This is a genomic window from Methylicorpusculum oleiharenae, assembly GCF_009828925.2.
GTDB lineage: Bacteria > Pseudomonadota > Gammaproteobacteria > Methylococcales > Methylomonadaceae > Methylicorpusculum > Methylicorpusculum oleiharenae.
Genome location: NZ_WUTY02000001.1, coordinates 2,860,849 through 2,875,494, shown reverse-complemented (window position 1 = coordinate 2,875,494; position 14,646 = coordinate 2,860,849). Strand labels below are relative to the sequence as shown.

Below are 14,646 nucleotides of genomic sequence, written 5' to 3'. Positions count from 1 at the left end.
TGCAGAATCAGAAGGAGTTTTATGAAGACTTTATTGATAACGATAGTACTTGGATTTTTGCTTAATCCCTGTTTTGCAAAAACACCGGAAGAAATAGGGCTGGAAATTTCTGAAGAAGTGGTGCGCAAAGATACCGGCTGGCTAGACAGTCAGTCTGAATTAAAAATGATTTTACGAAATCGAAGCGGAGATGAATCAATCCGGCAGCTTAGAATGAATACTCTTGAAGTCAATAGCGATGGCGATAAAAGTCTGACTATTTTTGACAGCCCTGCCGATGTTAAGGGTACTGCATTTTTAAGCTTCACTCACGCACTTGTTCCTGATGATCAATGGCTATTCCTGCCCGCTCTTAAACGGGTAAAACGTATTTCTTCGAGTAACAAGTCAGGCCCGTTCCTAGGTAGTGAATTTGCGTTTGAAGACTTAAATTCGTTTGAAATTCCAAAATATAAATACAAGTATCTCAAAGATGAGATCCAGGATGGCATTGACAGTTTCGTAGTTGAGTTATACCCGCAGTATGAACATAGCGGCTACACCCGTCAGATTTCCTGGATAGACAAGGCACGTTATATTATTCTGAAGGTAGAGTATTATGACCGCAAGAACAGCCTATTGAAGACACTTGAAAATAAAGACTATAAATTGTATCTGGATCAGTTTTGGCGCCCAAATGAAATGCTGATGACTAATCATCAAAACGGCAAAAGTACCAGTTTGTTAACAGAAAACCTAAAGTTTAAAACCGGTCTGAGTGAACGCGACTTTGATCAAAATACGTTAAAAAGATCCCGATAGTAAGAATTACTCAGCCAAAATTGGGCTCTGATTTGAAATCGTCATTAAAGTTGAGGGTTGCCGTTATCGGAACCCAGGCTTGCTGCTTAACCCCAGTATTCTTAATGACTCAAAATGATTAATGTAACCCTGCCACCCTTTTATTTTTTGCCCCCTTCTGATTGCATTTTATGAATTATTTCCGGAGTGGGCTTTTAGTTGCCAATTTGCTGTTATTGACACCCGCTGTTAATGCTCAAAAAACGGAACTACTCGATTTAGCCTTCAACGAAGGAAATGAAACCAGCCAATTTATACTGAGTTTTACTTCAATACCTGAACATAACGTTTTCTTTTTGGATAACCCGCCCAGGCTTGTTATCGACTTGTTTGACGCAAAGCTGACTAACACATTTATCCAGCCGCCAACAAAACACCCGGAATTTCTAAGATTACGTTACGCACAAAGAAACCAAAAGGATTTCAGGCTGGTACTGGACTTAAACAAGCCCGTAAACAAGGACAATCAGGTTGCCACCGTCGATAAAACCGATATGGGCAAGCTAATCATTCAGTTGAATCATCAATCACAACATACGCTGATTGAACCGCTTACCCAGCAAGTACCGTTACCCCGGCAAATCATCGATACGCCTTTGTCATCGAACGTTGAAACAGATTTGACCGGTTCTAAACAAAAAACTGATAACGCTGAACCTGCGCCCGTATTGACGTCTAAAACGCCTCTTGGCGCAAGAGACAACATCGATACGCTATTTTCCAATTGGGAAATATCCGGTTACGTTGGCGCGGAAAATCTGGGTTTTTTTAATGACGGAACAGACAGCCGGCAGCACAATAATTACATCTCAGGGGTAATACAACCCGAGTTTTATCGACGCTGGGATAATGACAAGCAAAGCTTTACCTTTGTACCTTTCTACCGTTACTCTCAACACGATAACCGACGAACGCATTTTGATATTCGCGAATTGACCTGGGAAAAAGCGACCGACCATTGGGAATTGCGTGTCGGCTTTCACAAAGTATTTTGGGGCGTGACAGAGGGAATCCATCTGGTTGATATTATCAATCAAACTGATTTCGTTGAAAATACCGACGGCGAAGACAAATTGGGCCAACCCATGATTAATTTTGCCTGGGTTAACGATTGGGGGACAGTAGATTTATTTTTTCTTACCGGGTTCAGAGAAAGAACATTTCCAGGAATTGAAGGCCGCCTTCGCACAGACCCTATGATTGATATGGGAGACGCGCAATTTGAAAAGCATGGCGCCGAAAAACATTTGGCTTATGCAGCCCGCTGGTCACAAAGCATCGGTGATTGGGATATAGGCCTGGCCCATTTTCATGGAACGGCACGACAACCGACCATTGTCCCGACTTTTGACACCCAAGGCGAACTCACAAAACTGATTCCCTATTATGACTATATCGATCAAACCAGTCTCGATGTGCAAGTCACCCAAGGAAGTTGGCTTTGGAAGCTGGAATCGCTGGTCAGACTAGGCCAGGGCTCCGCAATTTTTGCCGCTACCGGTGGAGTCGAATACACGTTGTTTGATTTATTTGAATCAGGACTGGATTTAGGCGTCGTGGTTGAATACATGTATGACAGCCGCGGTTATAACAATATGACCGCACTAACCCAACAAACCATTTTTCAGGATGATATTTTGACTGCATTAAGGTTTGGTTTTAATGACGTTCAGGATAGCCAGATTCTGGCAGGCGTCATTTTTGACAGGACACGAAATACAAAGTTGTTCAGCGTGGAGGCGAGTCGTAGAATAGGAGATAGCTGGAAAGCGGAACTGGAACTTCGTCTCTTTAACGGTATTTCCGCATCAGATCCTGTGTTTATGTTCAAGGATGACGATCACATAAGAGCACAGTTGAGTTATTATTTTTAAATTAGACCCCGTTTAACAAATACCGGGTAAACAGACAGCCAATTGGCGTCCCCAGGGGGGTTCGAACCCCCGTTACCGCCGTGAAAGGGCGGTGTCCTAGGCCACTAGACGATGGGGACTAAATCAGATTCAGTCTTTACAGCAGCTCGATATGCTTACTCATTTTTTTAACCCACATTGTCCGAGCAAAAAACAATATGGCGTCCCCAGGGGGGTTCGAACCCCCGTTACCGCCGTGAAAGGGCGGTGTCCTAGGCCACTAGACGATGGGGACTAAAATCACAATTAATCAACGGATTTGGTGGAGCCAAGCGGGATCGAACCGCTGACCTCAACACTGCCAGTGTTGCGCTCTCCCAGCTGAGCTATGGCCCCGTCTGTTGAGACCGCGTATTCTACAGAATAAATCGGCCTTGTCCAGTACTAATTTAAGGTTTTAATATAAGCAATAGCCCGCTCTATCCGGGCCAATGTTTTCTGCTTCCCTAAAAGCGTTAATGTCGCGTCAATAGCCGGCGAAACCGATGAACCCATGACTGCAACACGCAACGGCTGGGCTACTTTTCCTAAATTTAATTGTCTGTCCTCTGCAAATGCCTGAACAATCTGATGCAACTTATCACTGCGCCAATCTTCAACACTAGAAAAGCGCTCATGCAGCCCTTGAAGCACAAGAGCCGCTTCGGTGGTTAAATTCTTTTTGGCCGCTTTTTCTTCGTATGCTTCAAATTCCTTGTAAAAATAAAGACTGGCTTCAGCCATTTCAACCAGTGTTTTACACCGTTCTCTTTGGACTTTGACAACTTCAACCAAATCAGGACCATCGGTTGGATCGATTTCCTTTTGCCCTATATGCCAGCTTAAATGCCTGGCCACATGCGCCGGATCTGAGGTCATAATATAGTGATGATTGAGCCAAACCAGCTTTTCACGGTTAAATGAAGAAGCAGAAACATTAACCTGCTCTAAATCAAAGAATTCGACCATTTCATCCAGTGAAAATATTTCCTGATCACCATGAGACCATCCCAGCCGAACTAAATAATTCAATAATGCCTCAGGCAAAAATCCGTCGTCCCGGTATTGCATGACACTGACCGCCCCGTGCCGCTTGGATAGCCGCGCGCCATCCGAACCCAAAATCATCGGCAAATGAGCATATTCGGGCACATTGGCACCTAACGCCTTAAGAATATTCATCTGTCTGGGCGTATTGTTGATATGGTCGTCGCCCCGAATAACATGCGTTACCCCCATATCCATATCATCAACAACAACGGTCAAATTATACGTTGGGGTTCCATCGGAACGGGCGATGATCAAATCATCCAATTCCTTGTTGGCAACGACAATATCCCCCTTGACCAAATCATTGATGGTCACAGCACCGTCTTCAGGATTTTTAAATCGTATGACAGGCTCCTGGCCTTCCACAAAATAGCTTTCCTGGCGACATTTGCCGTTGTACCGGGGCTTTTCTTTATTAGCCATCTGTTCATTACGTAACTGCTCCAGTTCCTCCTTGGAACAATAACAATAGTAAGCGTCACCTTGATTCAATAATTGCTGAATGACTTCCTTGTATCGATCAAACCGGTGCGTCTGATAGAAAGGACCTTCATCGTATTCCAGCCCCAACCAGGTCATGCCTTCCAGTATGGCATTCACTGATTCCTGAGAGGACCGTTCCAAATCGGTATCTTCAATTCGTAAAATGAACTTGCCGCCGTGCTTGCGGGCATAAAGCCATGAAAACAAAGCGGTGCGGGCACCACCAATATGCAAATAACCGGTTGGACTGGGCGCAAATCGTGTTCGTATCGTCATGAGAAATAATTCTTCAGTTAATTTTATTATTTTGTGGCTATGTATTCAGCGCTATACAGGAAAACCGGCTGTATAAGGCTCAACATAACGGAATTCCGGTTCGACAAAGGCGAAATCAGCCTATAACCTGTAAGCCACCCATGTAGGGAATTAAGGCATCAGGAATATGAATACGGCCTTGTTCATCCTGATAATTTTCCATCACGGCTATCAAGGCTCGCCCTGCAGCAAGTCCGGACCCATTCAGTGTATGCAGTAACTCAGGCTTACCGGTTTCAGGATTACGCCACCTCGCCTGAAGCCTTCTTGCCTGAAAATCCTTAAAATTGCTGCAGGATGATATTTCCCGATACGTATTTTGACCCGGAAGCCAGACTTCCAAATCATAGGTTTTTGCTGAGGAGAATCCGGTATCACCGGCACACAGCAATACTTTACGATAAGGCAAGTTGAGCTTTTTAAGAATCGCCTCTGCATGCGCAGTCAATTGTTCATGGGCTGCAGCGGAATCTTCAGGCTTGACGATTTGGACCAATTCAACCTTTTCAAATTGATGCTGGCGAATCATGCCTTTAACGTCTTTGCCGTAAGCGCCCGCCTCGCTTCGAAAACAGGGGGTATGACAAACGAATTTTAACGGGAGTTCTTTCGCTTCAACAATTTCGTCCCGGACAATATTGGTCACGGGCACTTCAGCTGTAGGAATCAAATAAAAAGCAGGATCGTTATTCACTTTAAACAAATCCTGTTCGAATTTAGGCAACTGCCCGGTACCCCTCAAGGTTGCTGCATTGGCGAGGTAAGGAACATAAGTTTCCGTATAACCGTGTTCTGACGTATGCGTATCCAGCATCAGTTGAATAATCGCTCGCTGTAATCTAGCCAGAGGTCCTTTCAAGACAACAAAACGCGCACTGGCAATTTTAACGCCCAACTCAAAGTCCATGCCTTTATCGATGGCGCCCAATTCAACATGATCTTTAGGTTGAAACGTGAAATCCTTTTTTTGACCCCAGGTATAAATCTCCAGATTCTCATCTTCGCTGCGTCCTGCGGGAACCGATTCATCCAAAATATTGGGAATACCCTCCATGATTTCTGACAATTGCGCTTGAACTGCAGCCAGTTCATTTTCGGCTTCTTTAAGCTGATCACCCAAATTCTGAACTTGATCGAGTAAAGGCTGGATGTCTTGTCCACTGGCCTTCGCATGACCAATCAATTTTGACCGGTTATTACGCTCATTTTGTAAATCTTGCGTTTTGACTTGAATATCTTTTCGCTGTGCTTCCAATTTGATATAGCCATCGGTATCGAATTGAAATGAACGGCGATCTAATTGCTGGCGGATATAATCAAGATCGGATCTGAATAAACGCGGATCTAGCATAGTGCTTGTTTACCTTTAAAGTTGTGTTAAACGACGAAGGGAAGATTCCCTGAAATCAATAAGCAGACCGGAAACAAGCTAACGACTTGGATTAGGGCGTGCCTTTTGTATTTTGAATAAATTGAATGGGACCGGGTATGATCAGAACTTAATGAAATGTGTGCGGTAGAAACGTAACTCTTCAATCGATTCAACAATATCATCCAAGGCTCTGTGCGCAGCCTTCTTGGTAAAGCCGTCTTTTAAGTGAGGCGCCCAGCGGGCAGCAAGTTCCTTGAGTGTTGAAACATCCAAATTCCGGTAATGAAAAAAGGCCTCTAACTGCGGCATATACCGGTACAGAAAACGCCTGTCCTGACCAATACTGTTACCACACATCGGCGAGGTCTTTTCAGGCACCCACTCTTTCAAAAACGCCAGTGTTTTAGACTCCGCTTCAGCATCATTGAAGGTAGAAGACCTTACCCTTTCAATGAGACCTGACGCGCCGTGGTGCGTTTGATTCCACTCATCCATTGCTGCCAGAGCGGCATCGGATTGATGGACCGCCATAACAGGGCCTTCTGCCAGTATATTCAGATCTTTATCCGTTACGATTGTGGCTATTTCAATGATTAAGTCACGGTCCGGATCAAGCCCGGTCATTTCAAGATCAATCCAAATCAAATGTGATGAGTCCATTGCCATTGCTCGTTTCCATAGTATGATAAAAATTGCACTTAGTGTAGCATTGGCGGTTATTTATGGCTATTTCTTAACATCGGACACAAATTACGATGAATACTTTTACCCTCATTTTTTTATTTGCGTTGGCCCTGTCCTACGCAATCCAGTTCTGGTTGGCAGAACGGCAAGCTTCCCATGTATTACAGCATCGCGCTGCTGTTCCTGATGCGTTCAAAGCGCGCGTATCCCTAGAAGCCCATCAGAAAGCAGCCGATTATACGATCGATAAGGGCAAATTGGGCCGTATCGACAGTATCATAGGCCTGGTCATTCTTTTAGCCTTAACCCTGGGCGGCGGCATCGGTTTTGCATTTGAAACATGGCAAGCCATGGGCCTTTCGCCTTTGGTCGCAGACCTTTGTGCTATCGCTAGCATTATCTTGGTCATGACGCTGATAGAACTGCCTACACACCTCTATCAAACTTTTGTTATTGAAGAAAAATACGGGTTCAACAAAAGCACTACCCAGCAATTCGTCAAAGATCAGTTCTTGCAACTGGGTTTGATGGCAGCAATCGGCTTACCGCTGTTAGCCCTCATTTTGTGGATTATGGAATCAATCGGCGATAACTGGTGGATCTGGGCCTGGGCTGTTTTGATGTCCGTTTCCCTATTGATGAGCTGGCTTTTTCCAACCGTAATTGCCCCTTTGTTCAACACGTTTACGCCCATGGAAGAAGGTGGGCTGAAAGATCGCATACAAGGTTTGCTCGCGCGCTGTGGTTTTAACAGCAAAGGCATCTTTATCATGGATGGCTCCAAGCGCTCAGGGCACGGCAATGCTTACTTTACTGGCCTGGGCAACAACAAGCGGATCGTGTTTTTTGATACGCTCGTTAAATCCCTGGATGATGAAGAACTTGAGGCGGTTTTAGCTCACGAACTAGGCCATTTCAAATGTAAACATGTCATTAAAATGCTGATTGCTAGTGCTATCATGAGTTTGATCAGCTTTGCCATTTTAGGCTGGATCATCCACCAGGATTGGTTCTTCAACGGACTGGGCGTTAGCCAGCCGTCCAATGCAGCCGCTTTGTTGCTGTTTACGATGGTATCTCCTGTTTTCACACCTTTCATGCAACCCATAAGCGCTTATTTTCAACGAAAATTTGAATTTGAAGCCGATGACTTTGCTGCAAACAATGCCAAAGCCTCAAAAATGATCAGCGGCCTGGTTAAATTATATGAGGAAAATGCCAGCACTTTAACGCCTGATCCTTTGTATTCTGCTTTCCACTACAGTCATCCGCCTGCCGCCGTTCGAATAGGGCATCTGGAATCAAAAATGCAAACCACATGAATGAATTGATTGAAGGCCTGGTCATATCGCACTTGGGCCAAGGCATTGCAGTTCAATACTATGACGCAATCATTCTCTGCCAACCGCGACGGAAACTGGAAACTGTCGCGGTCGGTGACCGCGTTTTATGGCGGTTAAGCTCACCTGATCAGGGCAGTATTGAAGAAATATTGCCCAGACGCTCTTTGCTGATTCGCCCGTCAAGTAATGGAAAGATCCGTCCGGTTGCGGCGAATATCGACAGAGTTTTTGTTGTCGTGGCCGTTGAACCTTTTTGCGATTTTCTATTGATCGATCAATATCTTGCCGTGTGCGAAAATAGAGGCATAGACGCGGCTATCATCTTGAATAAAATTGACCTTGCCCTGCCCGAATCCTTGTTAGCTGAGCTCGATATTTACAACCGGCTCGGTTACCCTTTTTATACTGTCAGCACCTATGACCACCGGGGCCTGGATGCTCTTAATTCAGCACTTAAAGACCAAACCAGCATTCTGGCCGGACAATCGGGGGTCGGCAAATCGTCTTTAACCAAAACACTGATTCCCGACCTGGATTTAAAAACCAAAACACTGTCAGAAACCACCCGACACGGGCGCCACACTACAACGGCAGCCACGCTTTATCACCTACCGGGCGGCGGCGACCTGATCGATAGTCCGGGTGTAGCCATTTTCGGACTTGCAGGATTGACCGAAAGACATCTGGCTTATGGATTCAGAGACTTTCAGCCATTCATTGATCAATGTCAATTTAACGACTGCAGACACGATAAAGATAAAGGCTGCGCGATCCGAGTGGCCATAGAAAAAGGCGATATTTCTGCAAGTCGCTACCAGCGTTTTTTAAAGCTTAGAGAAAAAATGACGCTGGCCTGATAAAAAAAGATACGCTTTATCGAAGTGTTTACTTGAATGGAAATAGGTTTTGTCAAAAAAACGAGGCCACCGACGACTGATTTATAGCAATCATTTGGGTCACGAATTGCACTATGCGGCAAAACAAAAGTCGTCCCTTTGCAGAAAGGATCGGCAACATCCGGTTAAAAAGCAGCCTTATTAGCCGGGAGGCCAGCGCATCTGACGCCGTCCCAGCACATGTAAATGCAAATGGTAAACATCCTGCCCCCCCTGCTCGTTACAGTTGATTACTGTTCGATAGCCATCATCAGCTAACCCTTCCTGCGCTGCAACCTTAATCACTGCCTGCAGCAAACGCCCGGCAAGAGACGTATCCTTAAGATCGTTTAACGTGCTGATATGCGCCTTTGGAATGATCAAAATATGAACAGGCGCTTGTGGATTGATGTCTCTGAAGGCTAATAACTGCTCGTTTTCATAGACAATATCAGGCTTCATTTCACCAGAAACCATTTTACAAAAGATACAATCTGTCATTGTTACCCCCCTCTATTTTTTATATCGGCTTACGCCCTTTAAATGCGTGGGTCAAAGTACTGCTATCGATGTATTCAAGTTCCCCCCCCATCGGAACACCATGGGCTATCCTGCTGGCCTGAACATCGCATTTTTTTGCGATTTCTGAAATCAATTGCGCCGTCGCCTCGCCTTCTACGGTAGAGTTGGTTGCCAAAATAATTTCTTTGATTTCTTTATTTTCCAGCCTTTGCTCAAGCAGATCCAAACCAAGCTCATCCGGACCAATGCCATCCAGCGGCGACAAGTGCCCATGAAGCACAAAAAACACACCACCGAATACCGCAGCCTGATCCACTGCCCACACATCAGCGGGCGTTTCAACGATACAGACAACAGAATGATCCCGTCCTTGATTGGAACAGATGGAACAGATCATTTGATCAGTCAAATTTCTGCATCTTTTACAACGGGTCACTTTATTGAGAGACTCAAGCAAAGTCTCCGCCAATCTTTTTGCCCCGTCTCTGTTACGCTGCAACAAATAGAATGCCATTCTTTGAGCCGATTTGGGCCCTACTCCCGGCAGATAGCACAAATCCTGAATTAATTGTCCTAGCAGGCCTTTCTTATCCATCACCATTAAAAAGGCATCTGAAATCCGGGCGGCAGAGGAAATCCTGCAGTGAATTGCGCCATTTTTTCCTGCTTCATTTTGGCCACTTTATGAACCGCATCATTGATTGCGGCAGCAACCAGATCTTCCAGCATATCTTTGTCATCACCGACCAGAGAATCGTCTATAGTCACTTTACGCACTTCCCTTTTGCCAGTCATCACTATTTTGACCAGACCACCGCCAGACTCTCCCAGCACTTGCATCAGTGCTAATTCATCTTGCGCATTTTTTAAATCTTCCTGCATTTTTTGGGCTTGCTGCATTAAATTGCCCAGTGCATTTTTCATAGTAGGGTTACTCCTTAAATTTATTGACCTGTAGGCTCGATAGTACCGGGGACAACCCGCGCATCAAATCGATCTTTTAATGCTGCAACAGCCTCGTCGTTATTAATAGAATCCACAGCATTTTGCTGCAATTCTTCACGTTCTTTGCGATGCTTCATTGCCGGAGTGACGGACTCAACTTCACCGGTCTGGATAACTAACCGGATAGGCTTGGCAAAATAATCCTGCAAAGCCTTTTGCAAATTATCCTCAATTTTAGGGCTGAGTAAATGCTTGTGCCCGGTATCCAATTCAAGCGTACAAACTGTATCACTAATATTTCTCAAGACACAATTATTAGCGAATTCCCGTGTCATTCCTCTGATTTTAATCGCAACGACGAGATCAGACCATTCAATAAAATCACTGGTAACCGGTTTCTCCTGACTCACCGGCTCAGGCACTTTCAATGTTTCTTGCACTGAGGGTGCGGAAACGGAACGGACCGTTTCTTGCGGCTTAGGCTGACGGGTATCCTTTACTGAGGCCACTTGAGAAGAACGGACAGGCATTTCTGTAACAGCAGGTTGAAACGTCAACAACCGCAGCATGACCATTTCAAATCCGCTACGAGGATCAGGAGCCAGAGGAAGATCCCGCTGACCAATCAACACAATTTGATAATAAAGCTGGACGTCCTCAGGACTGATTTTTTCAGCCAGCATCACCACGGAATCCAAATCAAAATCGTTTTTCACTGCAGAGGGAGCGACCTGATACAACGCAATCTTGTGTAAAACAAGTAAAATTCGCTGCAGAACGTCGCCGAAATCAGGCGTCAAATCAGACAGCTCATCAATGACCTGAAAAAGTTGTAAAGCGTCTCTTTCTACAAGCGCATGAATCAGGTTATCAACCGGCTGCTGTGCAATGGTTCCGAGCATGGCGGTGACGTCATCCAGATTGACACGACCATTACCAAAAACAATGGCCTGATCAAGCAAGCTCAAGCCATCACGCATACTTCCGTCCGCTGCTCTTGCCAGCATTCTCAGAGCGGGAGATTCGGCCTCTATAGATTCCTTTTGCAAGATAGCCTCCATTTGCAAAAAGACCTGATCCGGCAACATACTCTTCAGATTGAATTGCAGGCAGCGCGACAAAACTGTGACTGGGATTTTGTGGGGGTCAGTTGTTGCCAATAGAAACTTGACATGCTCGGGCGGCTCTTCCAAAGTTTTTAACAACGCATTAAAGCTGTGCCCGGAAAGCATATGCACTTCATCAATCAGGTAAACTTTATATCGCCCGCTGCTTGGGGCATATTGGGTATTTTCCAAAAGATCGCGCGTATCATCGACTTTGGTTCTGGATGCGGCATCCACTTCAATCAAATCCGGATATCGGCCTTGATCAACTTCAATACAGACATTACATTGACCGCACGGATTATGATCTTTTCGCGCTTCGCAGTTAATTGCTTTGGCAAGAATTCTGGCGATAGTCGTTTTGCCAACACCGCGAGTGCCGGTAAACAAATATGCGTGGTGTAGTCGGTTATGTTTGAGTGCGTTAATCAGAGAATTAACAACGTGCTCTTGTCCAACGATTTCTGAGAAATTGCGAGGACGCCATTTTCTGGCAAGAACCTGGTAAGTCATTAAAGACTCTTAAAGGATATGTATTTGGGAGGGAACCGTGCCAGCCACATCCCGGCACACGAATCTGCTGCTACCGTTGCTCCCTTCCGGACCTGGCGGGGTTTACAGCGTATCGTTGCGAGAGGACCGACACGGTTTCCATAATAGAGCCGCCTAAGCGACTAAAGAGCGCGCATTATGATGGAATCGATTTGAAAATTCAACCTTAATTTTACTTAACACCAGGAATAGCAGCAGACTGCCTGGAATAAGCCGAAAACCAAAGGATAAACGACAAAAAACGATTCAGGGCAAATAAACCTGCCACCGCATACCACCCAGTGAAGGGCTTTTATCACCTAAAAGCTCACCCCCCATCAGGCCAACTAATTCATTGACAACAGCCATGCCAATTCCATGTCCATGGATGTTTTGATCCGCCCTGACCCCTCGTTTAAGAATCTCTTCCAATTGACCCGAGGGTATGCCAGGACCATCATCTTCAATTTGAAGTAGAAATTTATACTTGTTTTTCTTAATCTGGTTCTTATATTGCAGGCTGACTTTGACTTTTTTATCGCACCATTTACTGGCATTGTCGATCAGATTGCCGGCAATTTCGTAAAGGTCTCCTTCCTCACAATATAATTTATAGCTTTCAGGCTTTCGAGTTTCAAAGTTAATTTTTTTCCCACTATGAACCTTGCGCATGGATCCGATAATTTTATCCAGGACTATTGAAGCATCGACTGTACCTGTGGTTTTTTTCTCACCTTTCGCTGCAGCTTTCTGCAACTGATACTCGACGATCTCATTCATCCTTGATATTTGATCCAACGCGGTTTTTTTATTCAACTCAGGCGTTTCAATGCAGCCTCTTAGTATCGCTAACGGTGTTTTCAAACTATGCGCCAAATCGGCCAGTGTATTTCGATAGCGCTCAAGGTGAGCTCGCTCACTGCTTACTAACGCATTCAGGTTACCCGCCAGGCCTTCCAGTTCGGTTGAATAAACACCATCAAGCCGGGTTTTATCGCCCCGCTCTATCGCTTCCAGATCTTTGACGATGACTCTGAGTGGCTTTAAACTCCAGCGTAAAACCACTAATTGAATAATAATGAGCACCGAACCGATCCCCATCAACCAGGACTGCAGAACTCTTTTGAAACTTGCAACCTGGTGACTGACAAATTGACTGTCCTCAGCGACACTAAAAATAAATTCACGCCCTTTTCTTCGCTTATCTTCCCAAATAACACTGTAATGCAAAACATAACGCCCCATGTCATCCAGCAGGAAGGCAAACTTTCCCGGCGCTATTTGGGGAGGAGGCGATAAAGTCAAGCCAACCGCCGATGGCGAATGCCATTCTGTTTTACCTTTTGCGGGCTGAACCGAGGCATAAAGACCTGAGCCAGGATCAGAAAAACGGGGCTCCCTCAAGGCTTTTGGTAGTTTAATTTGGCCGTTGCGCGTCAATTCGGCAGCCGATAACAGCGAATAAACCTGAACTTTTAAATTTTCACGTAGCGCTTGCTCCGCGCTTTCCTTATAACCACGCTCCAAAACCACAGAAACGATAGCGAAAAAAGAAGCGAGAACAAAACCGGTGGAAAAAAGCAGCCTGAGACTGAGAGATTTACGCTTCACTTTACTTCAATCATAGGATTCAGCTTAACAAAATTTCATTAAGTCATTGACTTTAATAAGCTTCTGCAGCAGCTTAATTTGCGGGAATGCGGTAGCCGCGTCCCCGCAACGTTTCAATGGGTTTGACGACGCCGTCTGGATCCAGTTTTTTTCTCAACCGCCCGATAAATACTTCAATGACGTTGCTGTCTCTATCAAAGTCTTCATCGTAAATATGTTCGGTTAACACTGACTTTGAAACGACTTCACCTTTTCTAAACAGCAGGTATTCCAGAACTTTATATTCAAAAGCAGTTAAATCCATTTTTTCACCGGCAACAGTCACTTCCTGCGATACGGTATTCAACTCAATATTGGCATGGGTCAATACCGGATGCGATTTGCCACCAGACCGGCGGATTAAAGCATTGAGCCTAGCCAGCAATTCCTCGTAATGAAACGGCTTGACCAAATAGTCATCCGCACCCGATTCCAGGCCTTCAACTTTTTCCTGCCAACGGCTTCTGGCAGTCAGAATTAAAATAGGAAATTCGACATTTTCCTTGCGTAATTTTTTGATCAATTCAACGCCCGAAATATCAGGCAATCCTATATCGATGATCGCTGCATCGATCGGATATTCGCTACCCAAATAGAACCCGTCAGCCCCCGTCGCGGCCAAATCTACTGCAAAGCCTTTCCTGCCCAAAAACTGCCGGATTTGATCACCAATCAACGGCTCATCTTCAACCACCAAAATTCGCATAGTACGCTCCCTTTATGTCATTCTTTATCTTCATCGGGCAAAAAGTCTTCCAACAAATCGCCCGTCTCGGCATCTACTATAAAATGCTGAATACGGCCGTCCGCTGTCAGCACTTTGATAATGTGAACCTCTCTTTCGTTAATGATCTCCGTTTTGGCACCCAGTACTTTATTTTGAGGATCGGAAAGCACCTGTCTTGTCGCCTCATCAAGAGAGACAGAAGCCAAGGCTATCTCGCTGCCAGACAAAACAGAAGCAAGGAACATGAAGGCGACCAAAATTACTTTAATTAAATTTGCCATTGAAAATCCGGAACATAATCATGTGATGCA

General features: G+C 45.1%; 14 protein-coding genes, 3 tRNA genes and 1 other RNA gene. 4 read left to right on the top strand and 14 right to left on the bottom strand.

Going from position 1 to position 14,646, the window contains the following annotated elements:
* Positions 1 to 21: 21 nt before the first annotated feature.
* Positions 22 to 801, top strand: a complete 780-nt coding sequence (locus tag GO003_RS13000; protein ID WP_159656304.1) for an outer membrane lipoprotein-sorting protein — start codon at positions 22 to 24, stop codon at positions 799 to 801.
* A 170-nt stretch (positions 802 to 971) separates the two neighbouring features.
* The gene (locus tag GO003_RS12995) at positions 972 to 2,714 is read left to right on the top strand and encodes an AMIN domain-containing protein (RefSeq protein WP_159656306.1); all 1,743 of its coding nucleotides are present in this window, start codon (positions 972 to 974) and stop codon (positions 2,712 to 2,714) included.
* A 43-nt stretch (positions 2,715 to 2,757) separates the two neighbouring features.
* On the opposite strand, the gene GO003_RS12990 is transcribed toward GO003_RS12995, so the two are convergent.
* The 6 genes from GO003_RS12990 to orn all read right to left on the bottom strand — a co-directional run bounded on the left by GO003_RS12990 (position 2,758) and on the right by orn (position 6,618).
* A tRNA-Glu gene (locus GO003_RS12990) sits at positions 2,758 to 2,833 on the bottom strand.
* 79 nt (positions 2,834 to 2,912) lie between these two features.
* A tRNA-Glu gene (locus tag GO003_RS12985) sits at positions 2,913 to 2,988 on the bottom strand.
* 25 nt (positions 2,989 to 3,013) lie between these two features.
* Positions 3,014 to 3,089, bottom strand: a tRNA-Ala gene (locus GO003_RS12980).
* 48 nt (positions 3,090 to 3,137) lie between these two features.
* Positions 3,138 to 4,541: a glutamate--tRNA ligase gene (gene gltX / locus GO003_RS12975; RefSeq protein ID WP_159656308.1), complete on the bottom strand. Its 1,404-nt coding sequence runs from the start codon at positions 4,539 to 4,541 to the stop codon at positions 3,138 to 3,140.
* Between the two features lie 115 nt (positions 4,542 to 4,656).
* Complete coding sequence (gene serS, locus GO003_RS12970; RefSeq protein WP_159656310.1) at positions 4,657 to 5,931, bottom strand: serine--tRNA ligase; 1,275 nt, start codon at positions 5,929 to 5,931, stop codon at positions 4,657 to 4,659.
* 141 nt (positions 5,932 to 6,072) lie between these two features.
* Positions 6,073 to 6,618 carry an oligoribonuclease gene (gene orn, locus GO003_RS12965; RefSeq protein WP_159656312.1) on the bottom strand — a complete coding sequence of 182 codons (546 nt, stop codon included), beginning with the start codon at positions 6,616 to 6,618 and terminating at the stop codon, positions 6,073 to 6,075.
* An 89-nt stretch (positions 6,619 to 6,707) separates the two neighbouring features.
* Between orn and GO003_RS12960 the strand changes: the two genes are divergently transcribed.
* Entirely contained in the window at positions 6,708 to 7,958 is a 1,251-nt protein-coding gene (locus tag GO003_RS12960) for a M48 family metallopeptidase (RefSeq protein WP_159656313.1), read from the top strand.
* Positions 7,955 to 8,836, top strand: coding sequence for a ribosome small subunit-dependent GTPase A (gene rsgA, locus GO003_RS12955; protein ID WP_159656315.1), 882 nt, complete (start codon positions 7,955 to 7,957; stop codon positions 8,834 to 8,836). Before GO003_RS12960 ends, rsgA begins: the two co-directional genes overlap by 4 nt.
* Positions 8,837 to 9,016: 180 nt before the next feature.
* Here rsgA and GO003_RS12950 read toward each other — a convergent pair whose 3' ends face one another.
* From GO003_RS12950 to GO003_RS12915, 8 genes are all read right to left on the bottom strand, one after another.
* Positions 9,017 to 9,355 (bottom strand): histidine triad nucleotide-binding protein, encoded by a 339-nt coding sequence (locus GO003_RS12950; RefSeq protein WP_159656317.1) that lies wholly within the window; start codon positions 9,353 to 9,355, stop codon positions 9,017 to 9,019.
* Positions 9,356 to 9,374: 19 nt separating this feature from the next.
* Positions 9,375 to 9,971 carry a recombination mediator RecR gene (recR, locus tag GO003_RS12945; RefSeq protein ID WP_159656319.1) on the bottom strand — a complete coding sequence of 199 codons (597 nt, stop codon included), beginning with the start codon at positions 9,969 to 9,971 and terminating at the stop codon, positions 9,375 to 9,377.
* Between the two features lie 5 nt (positions 9,972 to 9,976).
* On the bottom strand, positions 9,977 to 10,300 hold the full coding sequence (locus tag GO003_RS12940; protein ID WP_159656321.1) for a YbaB/EbfC family nucleoid-associated protein: 324 nt from the start codon (positions 10,298 to 10,300) through the stop codon (positions 9,977 to 9,979).
* A gap of 20 nt (positions 10,301 to 10,320) precedes the next feature.
* Entirely contained in the window at positions 10,321 to 11,940 is a 1,620-nt protein-coding gene (gene dnaX / locus GO003_RS12935) for a DNA polymerase III subunit gamma/tau (protein ID WP_159656323.1), read from the bottom strand.
* 35 nt (positions 11,941 to 11,975) lie between these two features.
* An RNA gene (gene ffs / locus GO003_RS12930) (signal recognition particle sRNA small type) lies at positions 11,976 to 12,072 on the bottom strand.
* Between the two features lie 153 nt (positions 12,073 to 12,225).
* On the bottom strand, positions 12,226 to 13,569 hold the full coding sequence (locus GO003_RS12925) for an ATP-binding protein (RefSeq protein WP_159656325.1): 1,344 nt from the start codon (positions 13,567 to 13,569) through the stop codon (positions 12,226 to 12,228).
* Positions 13,570 to 13,642: 73 nt separating this feature from the next.
* Positions 13,643 to 14,314 carry a response regulator transcription factor gene (locus tag GO003_RS12920; protein WP_159656327.1) on the bottom strand — a complete coding sequence of 224 codons (672 nt, stop codon included), beginning with the start codon at positions 14,312 to 14,314 and terminating at the stop codon, positions 13,643 to 13,645.
* 17 nt (positions 14,315 to 14,331) lie between these two features.
* Complete coding sequence (locus tag GO003_RS12915; protein WP_159656329.1) at positions 14,332 to 14,616, bottom strand: PepSY domain-containing protein; 285 nt, start codon at positions 14,614 to 14,616, stop codon at positions 14,332 to 14,334.
* Positions 14,617 to 14,646: the final 30 nt, after the last annotated feature.

Bases quoted from the DNA above. Each gene is read 5' to 3' on its own strand.
- rsgA (WP_159656315.1), top strand. From the start codon at position 7,955: ATGAATGAATTGATTGAAGGCCTGGTCATATCGCACTTGGGCCAAGGC.
- GO003_RS12920 (WP_159656327.1), bottom strand. From the start codon at position 14,314: ATGCGAATTTTGGTGGTTGAAGATGAGCCGTTGATTGGTGATCAAATC.
- dnaX (WP_159656323.1), bottom strand. From the start codon at position 11,940: ATGACTTACCAGGTTCTTGCCAGAAAATGGCGTCCTCGCAATTTCTCA.
- GO003_RS12950 (WP_159656317.1), bottom strand. From the start codon at position 9,355: ATGACAGATTGTATCTTTTGTAAAATGGTTTCTGGTGAAATGAAGCCT.
- GO003_RS12915 (WP_159656329.1), bottom strand. From the start codon at position 14,616: ATGGCAAATTTAATTAAAGTAATTTTGGTCGCCTTCATGTTCCTTGCT.
- serS (WP_159656310.1), bottom strand. From the start codon at position 5,931: ATGCTAGATCCGCGTTTATTCAGATCCGATCTTGATTATATCCGCCAG.
- GO003_RS12995 (WP_159656306.1), top strand. From the start codon at position 972: ATGAATTATTTCCGGAGTGGGCTTTTAGTTGCCAATTTGCTGTTATTG.
- GO003_RS13000 (WP_159656304.1), top strand. From the start codon at position 22: ATGAAGACTTTATTGATAACGATAGTACTTGGATTTTTGCTTAATCCC.
- GO003_RS12960 (WP_159656313.1), top strand. From the start codon at position 6,708: ATGAATACTTTTACCCTCATTTTTTTATTTGCGTTGGCCCTGTCCTAC.
- GO003_RS12940 (WP_159656321.1), bottom strand. From the start codon at position 10,300: ATGAAAAATGCACTGGGCAATTTAATGCAGCAAGCCCAAAAAATGCAG.
- recR (WP_159656319.1), bottom strand. From the start codon at position 9,971: ATGGATAAGAAAGGCCTGCTAGGACAATTAATTCAGGATTTGTGCTAT.
- orn (WP_159656312.1), bottom strand. From the start codon at position 6,618: ATGGCAATGGACTCATCACATTTGATTTGGATTGATCTTGAAATGACC.
- gltX (WP_159656308.1), bottom strand. From the start codon at position 4,541: ATGACGATACGAACACGATTTGCGCCCAGTCCAACCGGTTATTTGCAT.